This window comes from Agrobacterium sp. LY4 (assembly GCF_001526585.1).
GTDB lineage: Bacteria > Pseudomonadota > Alphaproteobacteria > Rhizobiales > Rhizobiaceae > Agrobacterium > Agrobacterium leguminum.
Map to the genome: position 1 here is coordinate 46,537 of NZ_ASYA01000014.1, position 20,525 is coordinate 67,061.

The following is a 20,525-nucleotide window of genomic DNA, read 5'->3' on the forward strand; positions in this document are numbered from 1 at the left end:
TCTCAGCCCTTCACACCCGACGAAATCATGATCGCCTCCGTCACGCGCCGCTGGAAGATGACATAGGCGATGATGACCGGCAGGGCCGCCAGCATGGCGACGGCCATCAGCCGCGCATAGGCGACGCCGAAAGCGTCGTTGACCTGGGTGATCCCGACCGGGATCGTCATCATGTTTTCGGAAGTGACCACGAGGAAGGGCCAGAAGAAGGCGTTCCATACCGTAATGAAGGTCACGATTGCCATGGCGGTCGTGATGCCCCAGTTGAGCGGCAGATAGACCCGGAACAGGATCGTGTATTCGCCACCGCCATCCAGCACCACCGCTTCGCGCATCTCTTTCGGCACGCTGTCGAAAAACTGCTTGTAGACGATGATGACGATGGGCGTGATCAACTGCGGCAGGATGATGCCCGCCCAGGTGTTGATGAGGTTGAGGTTCTTCATCAGGATGAACTGGGTGACGACCAGCGTTTGCGCCGGCACCATGAAGCTTGCCAGCACGATGCCATAAAGCAGCCGCCTGCCCGGAAAGCGTATCTGCGACAGCGCATAGGCGCAGAGCATGGAAATGAACAGTACCGAGATCGTGACGATGACGGCCGTGCCGATGGAGTTCACATACCAGGTCATCAGCCGGGTATTGAATATCGCATTGAAATAAGCGCCGAGGCGGAACTCGTCCGGCAAGAGCGACATGTTGCCCGCAACGTTCTCATCGGCGCGAAGCGAGGTGACGAAGCTCCAGTAGAGCGGAAAAATCCAGACGAGGGCCGCCGAGAAAGTCAGCAGCGTCAGAACGAGGTTCTCGAGTTTTCTCATCGGGCTCATGAATTCCTCCGGATGCGCAGCAGCTGGAACTGGAAAACGGAAACGATGACGATCAGCAGGAAAAGCACCGTCGCCACGGCAGACGCATAACCGCCATTGTTCATCTGAAAGGCCTCGCGATAGACCTTGAGGAGCAGCACGAAGCTGGAATTGAACGGCCCGCCGCCGCTTAAGAGATAGATCTGATCGAATATCTTCAGTTGCAGGATCAGTTGCAGCGTCAGCACCAGCGCCGTGACCGGCCACAGAAGCGGCCAGGTGACGCGGCGGAAGCGCTGCCAGGTCGTCGCGCCATCCAGAGCCGCAGCCTCATAAAGCTCGGCCGGTATATTCCGCAATCCGGCGATGAAGAGCAGCACATTGAAGCCGTTCGTCCACCAGATGGTGACGACGGCGACCATCGGCATGACCCAATAGGGGTTCTTGAAAACGGCGACGGGTTTGCCCGCCAGCAGCGATATGACCGGCTGGAGAATGCCGAACTGCAGATCGAGCATCCACGCCCAGATTTCCGTGACGACCGAAACCGGAAGCACATAGGGCAGGAAAAACAGGCTCATCGCAATCGTCTGCTTCACGCCCGAGAGGCGGCTGACGGCGAGCGCGATCATCAGGGCGATGACGGTCGTGGGCACGACGGTCAGAAGCACGAAATAGCCGTTGTTCTTGAGCGAGGTGACGAACAGGCGGTCGCCCAGCAGCTTCGCGTAATTCTCCAGGCCGACCCAGTTTCCCTCACCGATCAGCGGCGCATCGGTAAAGCTGATGCGCACCATCTCTATCAGCGGATAAAGAAAGAAGGTGGTGAAGACCAGAACGAACGGCGTCACCATCGACAGCGCGATTAGCGATTTCTTGCGCCGGTTTTCAATCATAGCCATGGAATGTCTCCGCGAACTTGCGCATTGCACTCTGCCCTCCGGCCTCAAACCGGAGGGCAGGCTGCCGATTACTTGAGCTTGCCCTGCAGCTCATCCTTGATCTGTTCCACGGCGTCGGTGCTGCTCATGAAGCCCTGAATGGCAGGGGCGATGACGTTGAGAGCGGCGTCATAGGCGGGCGAAGCGACCCCGGTTATGGTGGTCTTCGGATCGAACACCGCCGCTTCCGCCAGGGAGGCATAGGTGGCATTCGGCTGCATCGCCTTGTATTCGCTGCTTTCGGTGATGGACTTGTAAGCCGGAATATGCCCGGCATCGGCCCAGCTGATGGCGTGTTTCTCCATCCAGCCGATCACCTTCATCACCGCAGCGCGTTTTTCGCCGGAGACCGTTTTGTCACCTTCATTCGGAATGGCGAAAGCATGGGAATCCGCCCAGGTGGCGCGCTTGCCCATCAGGGGCGGCACTTCCACCGCACTCCATTTGAAGCCGAGCTTGCCGTTCTTTTCCAGATCCTTGTAGGTCGGAACTTCCCAGACGCCGTTTAGCTGGAACGCGGATTTGCCGGCGGAGAAGAGCGCCACCGAGGCTTCATATTCCGCCTGTTCCGGGGCCCAGCCGTTTTCCCGCCATCTGGACAGGGTCTCGATGGCTTTTGCCGCTTTTTCGGCATTGTCGCCGGCGAGAACCTCCTTTTCGGTGACGAGTTCGCCGCCCTGTTGCGACAGCAGCGTATAAAAGACGCGCCACACCCCGCCTTCGCCACCCGATTGATAGGTGATCGGCGTCTGGACGCCATTGTCCTTCGCCCAGGCCAGCGCCTTCTCGAAATCCTCGATCGTCTTGATGCCGGTCAGCTTGCCCTCGGCATCGAGATAGGGCGAGCCTTTGAGAAGATCGGCATTGTAATAAAGGACAAGCGCATGGATATCGAAAGGCACGGCGTAGAGTTTGCCGTTCTGGGTGGCCGCATCCACGGGTGCGCTGAAGAAGTCTCCGGTCTTCAGCCCCGCATCCTCGAGATCCTTTTCGGTGATTTCGCTCAGCACTTTTTCTTCAAGGCCAAGCGGCGCGCGTGACAGGTGATACGTCATGATATCCGGCCCCTCACCCACCGCGGAGGCCGTGCGCACCTTGGTATAAAAGGGCACGCCCCATTCGAGCGTCGTTCCCTTGACCTGGATGTCGGGGTGTTCCTTGTTAAAGGCATCGATCAACGCCTTCATGCGCACGCCGTCACCGCCCGACAGAAAGTCCCACCAGACGATATCCTGCTTCGCGAGAGCCGGCAGGGCGCTGAGACCCAGAGCCGCACCAACAAGCAATGTCTTGATCAGTCGCATCGTTCACTCCTCCCGTTTGATAGAACATCCCGTTGAGGGATGGTTTGCTGTTTCGAAAGACGCCTCCTCGCGCCTATCGCAACCGTCTGCCGTCATCGTCGAAGACAAGGACATGGTCGGGCGAGGCGGTAAGCGATACCGACCGGCCATCCAGCCTTTCCCGCGTGCCCTGCCGCTGCACGATGATTTCCTTCCCGGATCCGGTGCGGGTATAGAGGTAGGAAAGATCGCCAAGCTCCTCCGCGACCTCGACGACGACCGGCAGGGCGCCCTCTTCCGCAATCTTCAGATGCTCCGGCCGAATTCCGATCTCGACCCGCTGGCCGGGGGAAACGGACTGGGCAAGCCAGGCCCTGAGATGCCCTGCCCCGCCCTCGGGCGCGAGCGTCACGATGCCATCCGCCTGGGAGACGATATCGGCCCGCAGGAAATTCATCGCGGGCGATCCGATAAAACCGGCCACGAAGCGGTTGTCCGGATCGTCGTAAAGGGTGAGCGGCGCCCCCGCCTGCTGCACGATGCCGCCCTTCAGCACGAAAATCCTGTCCGCAAGCGTCATGGCTTCCACCTGGTCATGCGTGACATAGATCATCGTCGCGCCCAGCTTGCGATGAAGCCGGGTCAGTTCCAGCCGCATCTGCACACGCAGTTCGGCGTCCAGATTGGACAGCGGCTCATCGAACAGGAAGACCTTTGGCTGCCGCACGATGGCGCGGCCGATGGCCACGCGTTGCCTCTGGCCGCCGGAAAGCTGCGAGGGCCGTTTGTGCAGATGCTCCTCAAGCTGGAGGATGCGCGCGGCCTCGCCCACCCTTTCCGTCACCTCCGCCTTCGGCCGGCGGGCAAGACGCAGGCTGAACGCCATGTTCTCGAACACCGTCAGATGCGGATAGAGCGCATAGTTCTGGAACACCATCGCAACGCCGCGATCCGCCGGTTCGACCGCGGTGACATCACGCTCATCGATGGCGATGCGCCCGCCGCTGGTTTCCTCAAGGCCGGCGATCATGCGCAACAGGGTGGATTTTCCGCAGCCGGAAGGCCCCACGAAGACCGCGAAGCTGCCGGCTGGAATTTCCATAGAAACATCCCGGATCGCCGCGAAAGATCCGAAGGACTTGGCGACATTGTTGAGACGGACACCCATGGCCGCCTCACTGAACCTTCAGCCGCAGCACATGATAGGACAGCGCAGGCACCGAACCCTTCAGCGCTCCGTCCTCCACGGCGACGCCGCTGCCCGGCACCGGCACGACGCGATCCGGCTGATCCGGGCCGTTGCCGAGGCGCAGATCATATCCCGCCATGGCAAGATGCAGGCTGAGAGTGGCGGATGAATAGCCGGTGAGGCTGACATCGATCTCCGCCGCTTCTGTCAGATGACGGTTGAGCACGAACAGTGTCACGACGCCTTCCGCTTCGTCATAAACACCGGCAACATCGAGATATTTGACGTCGTCCGCCGCGTTGCAATCGTAAGTCGGGCAATCGACGGCGACGTTCAGCGCGACGCCACGGCCATAAAGCGAAGCGAACTGATAGGGATAATAGATCGTCTGCCGCCAGGCCGGCCCGTTCTTTTCCGCCCGGATGGGGGCGATGACATTGACGAGCTGGGCGATGCAGGCAATGCGCACGCGGTCCGAACGGCGGATGAACTCGTTGAGCAGACCGGCGACAAAAAGCGCATCTTCGAAGTTGTATGTCTCTTCCAGAAGTGCAGGCGCTTCCGGCCAGTCCCAGCTCTTGATGCGTTTGCCGTCTTCTTCGCGGATGTGATACCAGACGTTCCATTCGTCGAAGCAGATGGAAACCTCGTTTTTGGCGCGCTTTTTGGCCTTCACGTAATCGATGACCCCGGCAATCGTCTGGATATAGCGCCCGGTTTCCTCGATCTTGCCGAAATAATTCAGCGTGTCGCGGCTGTTATTGCCGAAATATTTGTGCAGCGAGATGTGATCGACATTCTCATAGCACTCCTCCAGCACCTCGCGCTCCCATTCGGGATAGGTCGGCATGCCGTCATTGGAACTGCCGCAGACAATCGCTTCAATCGTCGGATCGAAACCCTTGAAGGCCTTGGCGGTTTCATTGGCCAGGCGGCCATATTCCACCGCCGTCTTGTGACCGATCTGCCAGGGACCGTCCATTTCGTTGCCGAGGCACCACATTTTCACACCGTGGGGCTTTTCCGCGCCGTGGCTGCGGCGCAGATCGCTGAGCGTGGTGCCGCCCGGAAAATTCACATATTCGAGGAAATTGCGGGCATCATCCAGACCACGGGAACCGAGATTGACGGCGAGCATCATCTCGATGCCGGCCATCTGCGCCCAGTCGGCGAATTCGTTGACGCCGATCTGGTTGGTTTCCTTGGAGCGCCATGCGAGATCGAGACGAATGGGGCGCTGGTCGCGCGGCCCGATGCCGTCTTCCCAGCGATAGGCGGAAACGAAGTTGCCGCCGGGATAACGGATGGCGGGAATTTTCAGGTCCTGCACGAATTTCAGAACGTCCCTGCGGAAGCCGTTCGCGTCCGCCTGCGGATGGCCGGGCTCATAGATGCCGCCATAGATGGCACGCCCCATATGTTCGATGAAGGCGGAATAAAGACGATCGTCGATACGCCCAATCCGGAAGTCCCGGTGGACTGAAACCCGCGCTTTCATAAGGCTCTCCTCCCCTGCGCATTTATATCTTAAAATATGATATAAACCATATTTGATAATATAGTTGCCGAGGGAATCCGCGCCTGTCAACCGCGAAAATCATACTTTTGAAAATTGGCTGGATCAGCCCGCGGTGCGCAGGCGCAGAACGATGTCCTGATCGTAATTCCCGAAGCCGCGGCCAAAGATATTCAGCCCGCCCGGATGTTTTGCATCGGCCTTGACCTCGATGCGCAAGCGGATGGAACGGTGGCTGGTCAGATCGATATCCGCCAGCGTCACGTCCGAAATCCGGGTTCCGTCGACATAGGTTCCCTGCGCGGTGATGCGCCAGGTCTTGAGCATGCCATATTGGGAACCGGAGAGCTTCCACCAGTCCGGCGTAAACGCACCGCGCTTGTCGCCGAAGTCGCCGGGCGAGGTCCAGACCCCGATTTCCCGGCCGTTGACGGATAGCGTAATATCGGACGGCCAGTTGCTGTGCGTTCCCGGCACTTCGGAGCTGACCTCCATCGAAAACTCGATTTCCTCGACTTCCCGCCCTTGAATCTTGGCATTATTGGGAAATTGATATTCCACGAAGCCGGAGGTCAACCACAGCAGCGCCGCCTTCATGCGGTCCGGATCCATGAATGTATCCGGCACATCGAGAAGGCCGATGATGCCCTCCGGCGAGCAGATGCCGCAGGGCGCGGTTACCGAACTTTGGGTGTAAAGACCGAGCGGCATGGCGACCGCGATGTAATTTGATGCGACCGGCGCCTCGGGTTTTCGGAAGGAAACAATGAGTTCGTCGCAGGTGGCGAAGCAGATTTTCTGATTGCCCTTGCGCGCCTTGCGCGTTTCGGTTCGCAGCAGCCCTGCTTCCTCGAGAACGGCCACGCCGGCGGAAACGGTGGACTGGGGGAGCTCCAGTCTCTGCGCAATTTCGTTGACGTTGAGGCCGCTCGCCTCATGCAGCAGCTTCAATATCTGCACGCGGATCAACGAGGCCGCCGCTTTCAGGACATCGAATTCTTTTTCAGCATCAACGAGGAGGAAATTGGGCGCCATATTCTAATCTTCAGATTTATCGATCCAGATCAGAATTTCTGGCTTAAATGCCATGCACTTGTCCAGTGCTGTTTGTCATGCAGGCGCTTTTGAAAGGCGTGAAGCGCCATTCACCCCAGTCACTTCACAAAAAAGAGCACCGCCACACGGTCTCGACGCCGCGTGGCGGTGCCCGTTTCGTCGTCAGCCGCGCTTGCGCAGGGTCCGCGTGCCGGTGTCGACGAGGTTTTGCGCCGCTTCATCCACGCTGGCGCGGCCGAAGGCGAGCGAATCGGCAATGGGGCGCATCACGCCACGGTCGAACTCGTTGGCGCCGATCGGCGCGGGTTCCGGATAGGTATCGAGCTTGCCCGACAGGCTTTCGATATAATCCACCGTCTTGCGCTCGGTCTCGTTGAGACTTGGCAACAGGGCCTCGCGCACGACCTTGGCCGGCGGCACGCCACGCTCGACGCCGAGCACCTTGCCGGCTTCCAGATCGTTGACGAAGAAGTTGATGAATTTCGCCGCCGCTTCCGCATTGGTCGAGGTGGACGAAATGGACCAGATGAGGCCCGGCCGGTAATAATGCCCGGTCGGCTTGCCCGGCCCCTCGCCCGGCAACATGCCGATGGACAGCGTTTGTTTATTGAGCTTCTGATAACCGACAAGCTGGTTGGAATAAGCAAAGCCGATAGCCGAATTGCCGAGCGTCAGGGCGTTGGATTCGATGGTATTGTCGTCACGCGTCTGGATATCGGCGGAAACGCAGAGCTTGTTCTCGCGCAGATCCTCCCAATAGGCGAACCATTCCTTCGCATCTTCCTTGTTGAAGCCAATGGTGCCGTCCTGAAACAGCAGCTTGCCGCGCTGGCGCAGCCAGACATCGAAAACATAATGATAACGCGCGCCATAGGGCACCGCCCAATAGTTCCGTTTTGCCGGGCCGTTCTTCTTGAAATCGCGCGCCAGTTCCGAGAGCGCCTTCCAGGTGATCTGGTCCTGCGGCACGGAAACGCCGGCTTCCTTCAGCGTATCGGCATCGTACATCATGCAGAAGGAATTCAGCCCGAGGCCGACGCCGTAAAGCTTGCCGTCGATGCGGCAGAGATCGACCTCGCTTTTGCCGAAGGTGGAAAGATCGAGCGACTTGCCGACGAACTGGTCCAGCTCCATGCAGGCGCCACGGCCGGAATAATCGGCAATGGTGGAAGGTTCGAGCTGGAAGATATCGGCGACGTTGCGCCCCGCCATCGATGTCGCAAGCTTGGTCCAGTAATCGGAACCGGCGATCATTTCTCCGCTGATTTCCGTTTGCGGGTTAGCCTTCTGGTAAAGGGCGATCACGTCGTTGGTGCGCTTGCTGCGGTCGGCCGATCCCCACCATACGCAGCGAAGCCGGGTCTCAGCCGCGGCCGCACGAAAACCTCCCGCCGCCACGCCGAGACCGGCCAGCGCCGCCGTCACCAAAAATCCACGTCTGTCGATAGTTTGCATCTGCTCCTCCCGCGTTTTGCAAATTTTTCACTGACTACTTAAATTCTTGCAAATTTTCTTTGTTTGCAATATTTGCATCATATTAGATTTTTTTGCAAGCGCAGGAGACGATATGAACGATACGCCCGACATCAGCCGCCCGCGCCAGTCGGATATCGCCCAGCGCGCCGGCGTTTCCATCAGCACCGTCTCGCGCGTTCTTGCGGGAGAGAAAGGTATCAGCGCGTCGATCCAGACCAAGGTTCTGGGGGTGGCGGCGGAGCTTGGCTATCCGTTGCGGCCGGTCACAACCCAGACCGGCGGCGTGCCGCTGGAGGGCAAGAAAATCCTCGCACTCATGTCCGCCGAAAGGGCGACCGGCGATATCGGCGCTTTTTATCACGATATTTTCGACATGCTGCGCAGCCTTGCCCAGATGGATGGTTTCGAACTCGATATCCGGCTTTTGCACCAGAAACAGGTGGATGACGCGCTGACCCAGCGGGTCTGCGAGGTGGACGGCCTTCTCGCCATCGGCCTCGACCCCGAGGACGAGATCATCCACCGCATCACGCAGGGTGTGCTGCAACCGGTTCTGGTCAACAGCGCCGATCCTTCGATGATGCTGGACTGCGTCTCGCCCTCCAATTTTTACGGCGGCGCGCTGGCGGCGCGGCGGCTGCTGGAACTGGGTCACCGCAAGGTCGCCTATATCGGCCCGCATCATCGCCACACCATAAGGGAGCGTATGCGCGGCTTCCGCCACACGATTCTTGAGGAAGAGGGAACGACCTATGAGGAGTTCCTGCTTTCGACGGCGGATAGCGGCTTCGGACAGGCGGGCGATGCGGTTCGCCAGCTATTGGCCAAAAACCCTGAACTCACCGGCATTTTCTGCATGAATGACGCGATTGCGCTCGGTGCGCTGGGGGCGGCGCAGGAGCTTGGCCTCGCCGTGCCGGACGATCTTTCCATTATCGGCTTCGATGACCTGCCCTTTGCCGAACTCTCCACCCCCCGTCTCAGCACGATCCGCGTCGACCGTCGCGAAATCGCCCGCGAGGCGGTGGAGCTGCTGCGCCGCCGGCTGACGGAACCTTCCGCCAATGCCCGCCAGGTGCAGCTTGGCGTGCAGCTGGTGGAAGGACAGACGGCCGGCAAGGCGAAAAAGACGAGAAAGGCGGCACGCGATGCATGACACCATGACCAGACCCAATATGGCCAGATTCAATCCGCTGCACGGCAATCCGCTCAAAAGCCGCGCCGATGTCCGACGAGCACTGGATGACAGTTTCGCGCCGCTTCTTGCCCATTTTTCGCCGGGCGGCGCAAGAGTGACGCTGAGCGGCACCGCCGCGCATTTCGACCGGGCGGCGGCCGATCTGGAGGGTTTCGCCCGGCCGCTCTGGGGCATCGCACCGCTTGCGCTGAGCGGCGATCATTTCGACCACTGGCCGCTTCTGGCACGGGGAATAGCCAACGGCACCGATCCTTCCCATCCCGAATATTGGGGCGACGTGCGCCAAAGGGATCAGCGGCTTGTGGAACTGGCCGCCCTCGGTTTCGCGCTGCGGCTTGCGCCTCAGCACCTGTGGGAACCGCTGTCCGACGCGCAGAAAGACAATGTGCGCCGTTATCTGCTGACGGCGCGCGAGCGCAATTACGCCGATAATAACTGGAAGTTTTTCCGGGTGATGGTCGATATGGCGCTGGATCATCTCGGCATCGATTTCGACCGCAGCCTGACCCAGACATTCCAGAAGGAACTGGACGAATTCTATATCGCCGACGGCTGGTATCGCGATGGCAATTACCGCCGCATCGACCATTACATCGCCTTCGCCATGCATTTTTACGGCCTGATCTACGCGAAACTCAGCAAGCCTGACGATGCCTACGCCGCACGCTACCGGGAACGAGCGCGCCTCTTCGCCAGCGATTTCGCCAGCTGGTTCGATGAGGATGGCGGCACGCTCGCCTTCGGCCGCTCCATGACCTACCGCTTCGCCTGCGGCGGCTTCTGGGCGGGTCTCGCTTTTGCCGATGAGGAGGCGTTGCCCTGGGGCGAGATCAAGGGGCTTTATCTGCAACATCTGCGCTGGTGGGCGAAAAAGCCGATTGCCGACCGCGACGGCGTGCTTTCCATCGGCTACGCCTATCCGCAGCTCACCATGTCGGAAAGCTATAATTCGGCGGGCTCGCCCTATTGGGCCTTCAAGGCCTTCCTGCCGCTCGCCCTGCCGGAACGCCACCCCTTCTGGCAGGCGGAGGAAAAGCAGCCCGAAACATCGGCAAAACCGAAGCCACTCATTCATCCCGGCATGGTGATGATGCGGACCAGCGGCAATGTCACGGCGCTTTCCAGCGGGCAGGAGAACCTTTCCATGCGCGGCGGGCCGGAGAAATATGCCAAATTCGCCTATTCCTCCCGTTACGGTTTCGGCGTCGAAGTGGATGAGCGCGGTTTCAGGACCAACGGTTTCGACAATATGCTGGCCTTCTCCGAAGACGGCCTCCATTACCGCGTGCGCGAAACCAACGAAAAGGTTCTGCTGGCCGGGGAAAGCCTGCGGGCGACATGGAAGCCGTTCCCGGATGTGGCGGTTGAAACGACGCTGGTTGCGGCTGGCGGCTGGCATATCAGGCTGCACCGGATCACCTCCGCCCGCCCCCTTTCGGTGACCGAAGGCGGCTTCGCAATCAACCGCAACGACGGCGACCGCGATGCCGTGCGCGAAGAGACCAACCGGGCGACCGCCGATTGCGGCGCAGACATATCCGCCATTGTCGATCTCGGCTCCAGCATAATCCGCCACGGCGTGGCACTGAAGGCTCTGCCCAACACCAATCTCATCAACGCCAAGACCACGGTGCCGCAACTGCGGGGCGAGATTCCGGCGGGCGAAACCCTGCTTGCCTGCGCGGTCTTTGTCGGGGTGACCGGGCCAGAAAGCGAAACAGCGTTGGCGACAGTTCCCGCACTTCCGGATATGGAGGGGCTCGACCGCCTGTTTGCGGAACGGGGCGTTCCGGTCAGCAGCATGGCGGCAACGGGAGAGCCGCAATGACGAGCCCGCTTCCGCGTCTCAGCCTTGCCATGGACCCGGAGCGAACCCAGCATGTGCTGACACCGCAGGCGCTCGAAAGGCTGTCGCAGAGTGTCGATATTCTCGACACGGGGCGGATCTGCGATTTCCACGATCCCGCAGTGAAAGAGCAGCTGGCGCGGACGGATATTCTTCTGACCGGCTGGGGCTGTCCGGATATCGGCGCGCGGGAACTAGCGCTGATGCCGCGCCTCAGGCTGATTTCCCATGCCGCCGGCACGGTCAAATATTTCCTGTCGCAAGCGGTGTTCGATCGTGGCGTTACCGTGTGCAGCGCCGCGGAGGCGAATGCACAGCCGGTCGCCGAATTTTCGCTGGCCATGATCCTGCTGGCCGGTAAGCGCACCTTCGGTTTCCGACGCCTTTATCTGGAGCATCGCGACCGCGCCCCTGTCGAGCGATTGCAGGCGCAGGCCATCGGCAATCTCGGCCTGACGGTCGGCATCGTCGGCGCATCGCGCATCGGACGCCGCGTCATCAATCTGTTGCAGCCCTTCGATCTCAACCTCATCCTTTTCGATCCGCTTCTCAGTGCTGCGGAGGCGGAAAAGCTCGGTGTACGTCTCGTCTCGCTCGAGGAGCTGATGGCGGTGAGCGATGTTATTTCCCTGCATGCACCCTCCCTGCCGCAGACGCGGCATATGATCGGCGCGGCAGCACTTGCCCGCATGAAGGACGGCGCGACGCTGATCAATACGGCACGCGGCGCGCTGGTGGATGAAAACGCACTGCTGGCCGAGCTGAAAACCGGACGCATCGAAGCCGTCATCGACGTCACCGACCCGGAAGTGCCGCCGCCGGATTCACCCTTTTACAGCCTGCCGAACGTGTTCCTGACGCCGCATATCGCCGGCGCCACTGGGCTTGAACGCGCAAGGCTCGGCGACATGGCGATTGCCGAAATCGAACGCTTCTGCCGCGCGGCACCCTTGCAACAGCAGGTGCGGCCGGAACATCTGGAACTGATCGCATGAGATTTTTCGAGCCTGGCCTTTGCTCCGTCACCTTCCGCTCCCTGTCGCCACAGGCAGTCATCGAGCTTGCCGCCGCAAACGGCATCAGGTCCATCGAATGGGGTGCGGATATCCATGTGCCGCCCGGCGATCTCGAAAATGCAAGGGATGTGGCGGCGCGGACGGCGGAAGCCGGCCTCTCCGTCTCCTCTTACGGCTCCTACATCTTTGCACCGGATTTTGCGCCGGAAGATGTGACCGCCGTGCTGGAAACCGCAAAAGCGCTCGGCACTGGCCATATCCGCATCTGGCCCGGCAGCCGCAAACGTCCATCTGCCGATTACTCCCCCGGCGAACGCCGCGCGGCAACGGAAGCGCTGGCGACAATCGCCCGCCGGGCGCACGACTATGGCATCACAATCGGCCTCGAATATCACCCCAACTCACTGACGGACACCCTGCCCTCTGCCCTGCAACTCATGCAGGATTTGCCGATGCCCAACCTCTTTTTCTACTGGCAACCCGCCCCCGGCCTGCCGCTGGAGGACGCACTCGCGGAAATATCCGCACTCGGCCCACGCATCTGCCATCTTCATGTCTTCGCCTGGCTCGCCGACGCCAGCCGCCTGCCGCTTCACGAACGCGCGGATTATTGGCGGGCGTGCGTGGATGCATTGCCGGAAGGCGACTGGAAAAAACCGGCTTTCGCGATGCTCGAATTCGTCAAAGGCGACGATGTCGGGCAGTTCGCGGAAGATGCGGTGATACTTGGAGAAATTTTTGATAAGTCATAATCTCGACCGATCAATGTCTACTCTTACCGGTTAACGGGAGAAGGTTATTATACCACGGGTCAAAAGCATTACAGCGAAACCTCATGGCTTGCTCACGGTTGAATGGGCAGACGGCGGCCAGTCGTCTGCTGATCTGACAGGGTGGATCGCCACCGGTGGAGGATTACTGGCTCCACTACTATCGGAGGACATCTGGAAAACCGCGACAATTGCAGATTATAGTGCGAGCGTTAAATGGGATGGCCAGAATCTCGAAATTGACGCCTACCATCTTTGCCAAATCGCCGAGAACCAGCAGGCACGCAGACGTTAAACTCACTTCGCCCTATAGGCGTCAATTGCATACATTAAGACTTGTTCCTTTTTCCTCGCTGCCTCAGATCGACCCGACATCAGACCTGCCGCAATTCCTTGCCAGCTGAAAAACCAAGGCATCGCTAAAACGATCGCTAGAAGTAGAGGAAGACCAGTGATCAACAAGAAAATTGTCGCAGCACTCTTGGAGTAAGCCTGCAATATTATATGCGGCAGCATCACTGGCGTTGCCATAACAAACCACCAAAATGAGACCACCAACGAGATTGGAAAGCCTGCCACGAGCGGCATCTGCTGCGCCTTGTTAAGCGCCCAAAGCTCACTACGATGACGATAATATGTGATGCGCTGCCATAATCTCAGCATTCGTCTCTCCAGTCTTAACTTTCACACTGGACAGATTTTCCTCGTTACGCAATCGGACCTTGCCACGTGCGTCCACCTTTGTTCTTCACGATCATCATCGACGCACTGTGCCCTCGGCTCGAGATGCAGCTTACCGAAGTCTTTGGTCGCGAAAGAACCTCTTCATCGCGTAAGCACGCAATCGCTCGAAAAGGCCTGCAAAGCCAATATGACTGAAGGGGGCTTTTCTCTTGTCATCTACGTTAGACGCTAAATACAAGTGTCATATCCGCCGCCCATCCGCCCCGAACAGATGCGTCTTCGAAAGATCGAACGCAAAGGGAATGGTCTCGCCGATGCGGATATGGCGCTGGCCGTCCAGCAGCACGGTGGCGGGCTGGCCGTCGGGGGTCGCGGTGTAGACCACCGTTGAGCCGCCGAGATGTTCGACGAGCTGGATGGAGGCCTCACCCAGCGAGGCCGATTGCGCCTGCGGGTTCACATGTTCCGGGCGCACGCCGAAGGTGAGCGGTTCGCCCTGTTGCGCGGCGACCGGTTTTTCCAGCACGATGCGCTGACCGGCTACCTCGATGGTGCGGTTGGAACTGTCGCCTGAAGCCACCTTGGCGGAGAGGAAATTCATCTTCGGCGAGCCGATGAAACCGGCGACGAACTGGTTGGCGGGATTATTGTAAAGATCGAGTGGGCGGCCGACCTGCATGATGCGGCCGTCGCGCAGAACGACGATCTTGTCGGCCATGGTCATGGCTTCCACCTGGTCGTGCGTCACATAGATCATGGTGCTGCCGAGCGTCTGGTGCAGCTTGGCGATTTCGACGCGCATCTGCACGCGCAGTTCCGCATCGAGGTTGGACAAAGGCTCGTCGAACAGGAAGATTTTCGGTTCGCGCACGATGGCGCGGCCGATGGCGACACGCTGGCGCTGGCCGCCCGAAAGCGCCTTCGGCTTGCGTTGCAAAAGCGGGCCGATCTGCAGGATATCGGCGGCTTTCTGCACCCGCGCCTGAACTTCCGGTTTCTTGTAGCCTGCCGTCTCCAGACCGAAGGCGAGGTTCTTGTAGACGCTCATATGCGGATAAAGCGCATAGGATTGGAAGACCATGGCGATGCCGCGCTTGGAGGCGGCGGTTTCATTGACCCTTTCGCCATCGATACGAAGATCGCCTTCGGAGATTTCCTCAAGCCCTGCAATCATGCGCAGAAGCGTGGATTTGCCACAGCCCGAAGGGCCGACGAAAACGGTGAACTCGCCCGGCTCGATCTTGAGATCGATGCCGTGAACGACCGGAAAGGCGCCGAACCGCTTGACGATTTTTTCGAGCGTAATGCTGCTTGCCATGCTGTTTCTCCCGACTGTCGCGCCGCATGCAGGGCGGCAGCGACAGTGTTGATTGTCTTAAAATGCGTTCCCGATCCGGGTTCCGTTCAGCGTTTCATTCCGGTGGTGGCGATGCCTTCGATCAGCAGCCGTTGGAAAAACAGGAAGAACAGGAAGACCGGCACCAGCGACAGGTTGGACATGGCGAAAAGCGACGTCCAGTCCGAGCTGCCGGTGGAATCCACGAAGGATCTGAGGCCAAGCTGCACGGTGTAGGTGTTGATGTCGTTCAGATAGATCAGCGGCCCGAAGAAATCGTCCCATGTCCAGATGAAGGAAAAGATGGCAGCCGTCGCCAGCACCGGCAGCGACAAAGGCAGCATGATCTTCCAGTAGATGCGGAAGGGCGAGCAGCCATCCATCACAGCCGCCTCGTCCAGCTCGCGCGGGATGCCGCGGAAGAACTGCACCATCAGGAAGATGAAGAAGGCGTCCGTTGCGAGGTATTTCGGCACGATCAGCGGCAGCGAGGTGTTCACCCAGCCCATTTCCAGAAACAAGATATATTGCGGGATGAGCACGACGTGATAGGGCAGCATCAGGGTGCCAAGCATCAGTGCGAACCAGAAATTGCGCCCCCCGAAGCGAAGCCGGGCAAAAGCGAAGGCGGCGAGCGAGCAACCGACCACGTTTCCTATGGTGGCCAGCACCGAGATGAAGAAGGAGTTCCAGAAGAACTGTCCGAAGCTCACCTGCAGCCCGGTCCAGCCGCGAATATATCCGCCGACATCCACCGCCGAGGGGATGAGCGAGGAAGAGCCGAACAGCTCGTCCTGCGGCCGGAAGGAACCCGAGATCATCCACAGGATCGGATAGAGCATCGCGAAGGACGCGATGATCAGCGCCGTGTGGAGCATCACCGATTTCAGCGGCGAACGTTGCGGGCCCTGGCCCGGCCGGGGGGCGGTAACAGCATCAGTCATCGTAGTGCACCCAGTATTTCGCGCTGAGGAACGAGAAGGCCGTGAACAGCGAGATGATGATCACCAAAATCCAGGCAAGCGCCGAGGCATAACCCATGCGGAAGAAACCGAAGGCCTCCTGGTAGAGGTAGAGCGTGTAGAACAGCGTCGAGTTGATCGGCCCGCCGGTGCCTTCGGAGATGATGAAGGCGGGGGTGAAGGCCTTGAAGGCGTCGATCGTCTGGATCACCGCGTTGAAGAAGATCACCGGCGTCAAAAGCGGCAGGGTAATGCGGAAGAACTGCCGCACCTTGCTCGCGCCGTCGATTTCGGCGGCCTCATACATGTCCTGCGGGATTTGTCTCAGACCCGCGAGGAAGATGATCATCGGCGAACCGAACTGCCAGACGGACAGGATGACCAGCGTGTAGATCGAATAATCCGGATTGGAAATCCAACTCGGCCCTTCATAACCGAAGGCCTGCCACAGGATCATGTTGACGAGACCGTCAGAGGCGAAAAGCTGGCGCCAGAGCACGGCAATCGCGACGCTCGAACCCAGCAGCGACGGCAGGTAGAAGATCGCCCGATAGAGCGTCAGGCCCTTGATGCCGCGGTTGAAGGCGAGCGCGACCAGCAGCGCGAAGATCAACTTCAGCGGCACCGACAGCAGCACATAGGTAAAGGTGACCTGCATGGCTGCGGCGAATTTGGGGTCGGCCGTGGCGATGCGCACATAGTTTGCCGCCCCCACCCAGTCCGGCGACTGCAACAGGTCGTAATTGGTGAAAGACAGGTAAAGCGACGCAAGCGCGGGACCGAGGGTGAGGCCGAAAAAGCCAATCAGCCAGGGCAGCAGAAACAGGTAGGCGTGAATGTTGCGGTCGAAAATCCGCTTAACGCCGCCCCGCTTCGGGAGAGCCGCGCCACGGCTCTCCCCCACAAGAGTTTCAGATCGAAAGGCCATAAACCATCACTTCCGTTTGATAACGGTTTCGGATTCCTTGACGAGGCGGTCACCGCCCTCTTCCGGCGTTATCTTGCCGAAGCCGATTTCCTCCGCCGTGCGTTTGAGGACGAAGGCGAATTCGCCCGCGCCCGGAGGCGGCGCCGGCGGCAGATCGCCGACGCCGGGGGTAATCTCGGCAATATAGTCCACCATCGTCTTGCTGACCTCGTCGAGCTTGCTGCTCAACTGGCTACGCATGGATTCCGAAGCAGGAACGCCGCGCTCGACGCCGAGAATATCGATGCCCTGCGGTTCAGCCACAAGGAAGTTGATGAAACCGACGGCCTGCTCGATGCCGGCGCTGCCATTGGCGACGCTGATGAGCATGGAGGGTTTCAGATAATGGCCGGAAGGGCCATCCTTCGTGCTCTTCGGATAGGAGCTTATGGCAAGCTTGGACTTGTTGAGTTTCTGATAACCGACGAACTGGTTGGAATGGGCAAATGCCGTTGCCGCCTTGCCCGTCGTCAAAGGGTTCGTTTCGATGTTGAGCTGGTCGAGCGCCTGCACATCGGCCGGCACACAGGCGCCGCTCTTGCGCAGATCCGCCCACAAAGTGAACCACTTGGTCGCATCGGCAGGATCGAAGCCGATGCCGCCATCCTGCGTGTAAAGCGACTTGCCGTTCTGGCGCAGCCAGTTTTCGAAGCTCGGCTCCACGCCGCTGGCATCGGCCGTGGCATAATAGCCGGGCTTCGGCTTGTTCTTGCTGAGCTTGGCGGCGTTTTCGGCAAACTCCTCCCAGGTCTGGCCGATCGCCGGCGGCGTCGCACCGGATTTTTCCCAGGCCGCCTTGTCGAAGAAGACGGCGCTTGAATTGACGCCGAGATTGATGCCGTAAAGCTTGCCATCGACCCGGCCGGAATCGATGTTCATCTTGCCGAAATCCTCAATCTTCAGGCCCTTGCCGATATAGTCGTCCAGCGGCGCGAGCGCGCCGCGGCGGCCATATTCGAAGATATAGCGATAATCCATCTGGATCAGGTCGGGCGCATTGCGGCCCGCAACCTGCGTAGCAAGGCGCGGCCAATAATCGCTCCAGCCTGCGAATTCACCGGCAATATCGAGATCCGGCTTGACCTGCTTATAGGCTGCTATCGCCTTGTTGGTGCGGTCGGCGCGCTCCTGCGAACCCCACCACAACATGCGAAGGCGCGCGGCCTGGGCCTGCGCTGAACCACCTCCCAGTGTTGCAAGCGACAGGGCCGCAAGCCCCGCTGAAAGCACACCTCTCCTCTGAAGCATCACGGGCATTGGCAACTCCTCCCTATTGACTGCCAATTGATGATGAACGTAAACGACACTTGCCGTTTTATAACTAATTGGTTACATGGGAACACTGATCGCAAACATTGTCAAGCGGGTGCTGAAATGGAAGAAACGACAAAAAACCAGCCGTCCGATCCGGCCCCCGATGCGGCCATGGAGAAAACGCCGTCACCCAAGCGCAAACGCGCGACGACACAGGTGCGAAACCCGGAAAGAACGCGCGCCGCCATTCTCGAAGCCGCCCGCCGCGAGGTGGCCGCCAAGGGGCTGGCAGGGGCACGAATCGATGTCGTCGCCCGGCGCGCCGGCACCAACAAGCGGATGATCTACCATTATTTCGGCGACAAGGATGCGCTTTATCTCGCCGTTCTGGAAGACGCCTATCGCCATATCCGCCACACCGAAAGACGGCTTGACCTGGCCCGCAAGGCCCCTTCGGAGGGCTTACGCGAGCTTGCGCTTTTCACTTGGCACTACTTCCTCGACCATCCGGAATTCCTCAGCATTCTGGCCACGGAAAACCTCAATAAAGCCCGCTATCTCAGGCAATCCCCGACGATTACGGCGATGCATTCGAACTTCATTTCCGAGCTTGAGGACGTGCTGCGGCGCGGCAGCGACGCCGGCGAATTCCGTGACGGTCTCGATCCGATCGACGTCTTCTGACCATCGCTTCGCTCGGCGCTTTTTATCTTTCGAACCGGTTCACGCTGTCGACGATCTTCCAGCGCGACCTGACCGATCCCGCCGAGCTGGAGCGCTGGGGCCAGCATATCGTCGATACCCTGCTTGCTGCAGTGCGGCCGGTCTGAGCCAGTCAAACCGAATTCCTCTTTAACAACAGCGACGACGCGCCATTCGCATCCGCGAAGCGCGTCGTTTTCTTTTGCGGCGCGGTGGAAACACAAAAACGCAACCGTCGTCAGGTCACGAATTTTTCCTGTCAAAAACACCTTGACAGATCGCATCCTTCACGACCACAAATAACCAAATGGTTACAAATTGCCATGTTTGACGGAAGCGGCTTTCGGGAAGAGGCCGCCTTGGGAGGAAATTCATGAAACGTATCGGCGTCATCATGCACGGCATCACCGGCCGCATGGGTTACAACCAGCATCTCGTGCGCTCCGTTCTCGCCATTCGCGATCAGGGCGGCGTGCTGTTGAAGAACGGCGAAAGGGTCATGCTCGACCCCATTCTGGTCGGACGCAACGGCGCGAAAATCGAGGAAATCGCCAGAAAGCACAATGTCGCGCGCTGGACGACCGATATCGATGCGGCGCTGGCGAACCCCGACGATACGCTGTTCTTCGATGCCGGCACGACGCAGATGCGCGGCAGCCTGCTGGAGAAAGCCATCAAGGCCGGCAAGAACGTTTATTGCGAAAAGCCAATTTCCGACACGATGGAAGAGGCGCTGGCGATTGCGCGGCTGGCCGAAAGCGCCGGCATCAAGCACGGTGTGGTGCAGGACAAGCTGTTCCTGCCGGGCCTTCGCAAGCTCGCCATGCTGCGCGACAGCGGCTTTTTCGGCAAAATCCTCTCGGTGCGCGGCGAGTTCGGTTACTGGGTTTTCGAAGGCGACTGGCAGCCGGCGCAGCGCCCCTCCTGGAACTACCGTCTGAAGGATGGCGGCGGCATCATTCTCGATATGCTGTGCCACTGGCGTTATGTGCTCGACAACCTGTTCGGTCCGGTGAAATCGGTGAGCTGCCTCGGCGCGACCCATATTCCGGAACGTTTCGATGAGCAGGGCAAAGCCTATAAGGCGGATGCCGACGATGCCGCTTATGCCACCTTCGAGCTGGAAGGCGGCGTGATCGCCCACATCAACTCCTCATGGGCAGTGCGGGTGCGCCGCGACGACCTCGTGACCTTTCAGGTGGACGGCACACTTGGTTCGGCGGTGGCGGGCCTGACAAAATGCTTTACCCAGCACCGCACCAACACACCGAAGCCGGTATGGAACCCCGACCAGCCGCAGACCATCGATTTCTACAAGACCTGGCAGGAGGTGCCGGACAATGTCGTCTATGACAACGGCTTCAAGGCTCAATGGGAAATGTTCGTTCGCCACTTGGTGGACAACGATCCGTGGCCCTATGGCCTCATGGAAGGCGTGAAGGGCGTGCAGCTTGCGGAGCTTGGACTGAAATCGTGGAAGGAACGCCGGTGGCTCGACGTTCCCGCTATTTCGTAAGGAG

Annotated in this window: 17 protein-coding genes and 1 pseudogene; 6 read left to right on the top strand and 12 right to left on the bottom strand. The window is 59.6% G+C overall.

Translation table 11 applies throughout. The features are described from left to right. Positions 1-2 precede the first annotated feature (2 nt). From L904_RS14495 to L904_RS14525, 7 genes are all read right to left on the bottom strand, one after another. Positions 3-830 (bottom strand): carbohydrate ABC transporter permease, encoded by an 828-nt coding sequence (locus tag L904_RS14495; protein WP_020811697.1) that lies wholly within the window; start codon positions 828-830, stop codon positions 3-5. After that, the gene (locus L904_RS14500; RefSeq protein WP_020811696.1) at positions 827-1,711 is read right to left on the bottom strand and encodes a carbohydrate ABC transporter permease; all 885 of its coding nucleotides are present in this window, start codon (positions 1,709-1,711) and stop codon (positions 827-829) included. The genes L904_RS14495 and L904_RS14500 overlap by 4 nt, the downstream gene beginning before the upstream one ends. Before the next feature lie 68 nt (positions 1,712-1,779). After that, positions 1,780-3,054 carry an extracellular solute-binding protein gene (locus tag L904_RS14505; RefSeq protein ID WP_020811695.1) on the bottom strand — a complete coding sequence of 425 codons (1,275 nt, stop codon included), beginning with the start codon at positions 3,052-3,054 and terminating at the stop codon, positions 1,780-1,782. Positions 3,055-3,127: 73 nt separating this feature from the next. Beyond that, a complete protein-coding gene (locus tag L904_RS14510; protein WP_020811694.1) occupies positions 3,128-4,201 on the bottom strand; it encodes an ABC transporter ATP-binding protein in 1,074 nt (357 codons plus the stop codon). Positions 4,202-4,208: 7 nt separating this feature from the next. Further along, positions 4,209-5,720 (bottom strand): alpha-N-arabinofuranosidase, encoded by a 1,512-nt coding sequence (locus L904_RS14515; RefSeq protein ID WP_020811693.1) that lies wholly within the window; start codon positions 5,718-5,720, stop codon positions 4,209-4,211. Between the two features lie 123 nt (positions 5,721-5,843). After that, positions 5,844-6,773, bottom strand: coding sequence for a transcriptional regulator (locus L904_RS14520; protein WP_003520170.1), 930 nt, complete (start codon positions 6,771-6,773; stop codon positions 5,844-5,846). Positions 6,774-6,956: 183 nt separating this feature from the next. Next, a complete protein-coding gene (locus tag L904_RS14525) occupies positions 6,957-8,249 on the bottom strand; it encodes an ABC transporter substrate-binding protein (RefSeq protein ID WP_035264369.1) in 1,293 nt (430 codons plus the stop codon). 112 nt (positions 8,250-8,361) lie between these two features. Here L904_RS14525 and L904_RS14530 point away from each other — a divergent pair, with 112 nt between their 5' ends. Genes L904_RS14530 through L904_RS14545 form a run of 4 tightly spaced genes read left to right on the top strand, consistent with a single transcriptional unit; the run spans position 8,362 to position 13,082 of the window. After that, positions 8,362-9,426, top strand: coding sequence for a LacI family DNA-binding transcriptional regulator (locus tag L904_RS14530; RefSeq protein WP_035264371.1), 1,065 nt, complete (start codon positions 8,362-8,364; stop codon positions 9,424-9,426). After that, the gene (locus tag L904_RS14535) at positions 9,419-11,296 is read left to right on the top strand and encodes a DUF2264 domain-containing protein (RefSeq protein WP_020809238.1); all 1,878 of its coding nucleotides are present in this window, start codon (positions 9,419-9,421) and stop codon (positions 11,294-11,296) included. The genes L904_RS14530 and L904_RS14535 overlap by 8 nt, the downstream gene beginning before the upstream one ends. Then, the gene (locus tag L904_RS14540) at positions 11,293-12,309 is read left to right on the top strand and encodes a hydroxyacid dehydrogenase (RefSeq protein ID WP_020809239.1); all 1,017 of its coding nucleotides are present in this window, start codon (positions 11,293-11,295) and stop codon (positions 12,307-12,309) included. Before L904_RS14535 ends, L904_RS14540 begins: the two co-directional genes overlap by 4 nt. Further along, positions 12,306-13,082, top strand: coding sequence for a sugar phosphate isomerase/epimerase (locus tag L904_RS14545; RefSeq protein WP_020809240.1), 777 nt, complete (start codon positions 12,306-12,308; stop codon positions 13,080-13,082). The genes L904_RS14540 and L904_RS14545 overlap by 4 nt, the downstream gene beginning before the upstream one ends. Before the next feature lie 315 nt (positions 13,083-13,397). Here L904_RS14545 and L904_RS14555 read toward each other — a convergent pair whose 3' ends face one another. From L904_RS14555 to L904_RS14575, 5 genes are all read right to left on the bottom strand, one after another. Beyond that, entirely contained in the window at positions 13,398-13,763 is a 366-nt protein-coding gene (locus L904_RS14555) for a hypothetical protein (protein ID WP_020809241.1), read from the bottom strand. A 262-nt stretch (positions 13,764-14,025) separates the two neighbouring features. Beyond that, a complete protein-coding gene (locus L904_RS14560) occupies positions 14,026-15,102 on the bottom strand; it encodes an ABC transporter ATP-binding protein (protein ID WP_003520178.1) in 1,077 nt (358 codons plus the stop codon). An 86-nt stretch (positions 15,103-15,188) separates the two neighbouring features. Continuing rightward, positions 15,189-16,064, bottom strand: coding sequence for a carbohydrate ABC transporter permease (locus tag L904_RS14565; protein ID WP_020809242.1), 876 nt, complete (start codon positions 16,062-16,064; stop codon positions 15,189-15,191). Continuing rightward, a complete protein-coding gene (locus L904_RS14570) occupies positions 16,057-17,010 on the bottom strand; it encodes a carbohydrate ABC transporter permease (protein ID WP_003520181.1) in 954 nt (317 codons plus the stop codon). The genes L904_RS14565 and L904_RS14570 overlap by 8 nt, the downstream gene beginning before the upstream one ends. A gap of 6 nt (positions 17,011-17,016) precedes the next feature. After that, the gene (locus tag L904_RS14575) at positions 17,017-18,306 is read right to left on the bottom strand and encodes an ABC transporter substrate-binding protein (RefSeq protein WP_020809243.1); all 1,290 of its coding nucleotides are present in this window, start codon (positions 18,304-18,306) and stop codon (positions 17,017-17,019) included. Positions 18,307-18,423: 117 nt separating this feature from the next. Between L904_RS14575 and L904_RS14580 the strand changes: the two are divergent. Beyond that, positions 18,424-19,133 (top strand): annotated as a pseudogene (locus L904_RS14580) (TetR/AcrR family transcriptional regulator). A gap of 245 nt (positions 19,134-19,378) precedes the next feature. Then, positions 19,379-20,521, top strand: a complete 1,143-nt coding sequence (locus tag L904_RS14585; RefSeq protein WP_020809245.1) for a Gfo/Idh/MocA family protein — start codon at positions 19,379-19,381, stop codon at positions 20,519-20,521. Positions 20,522-20,525: the final 4 nt, after the last annotated feature.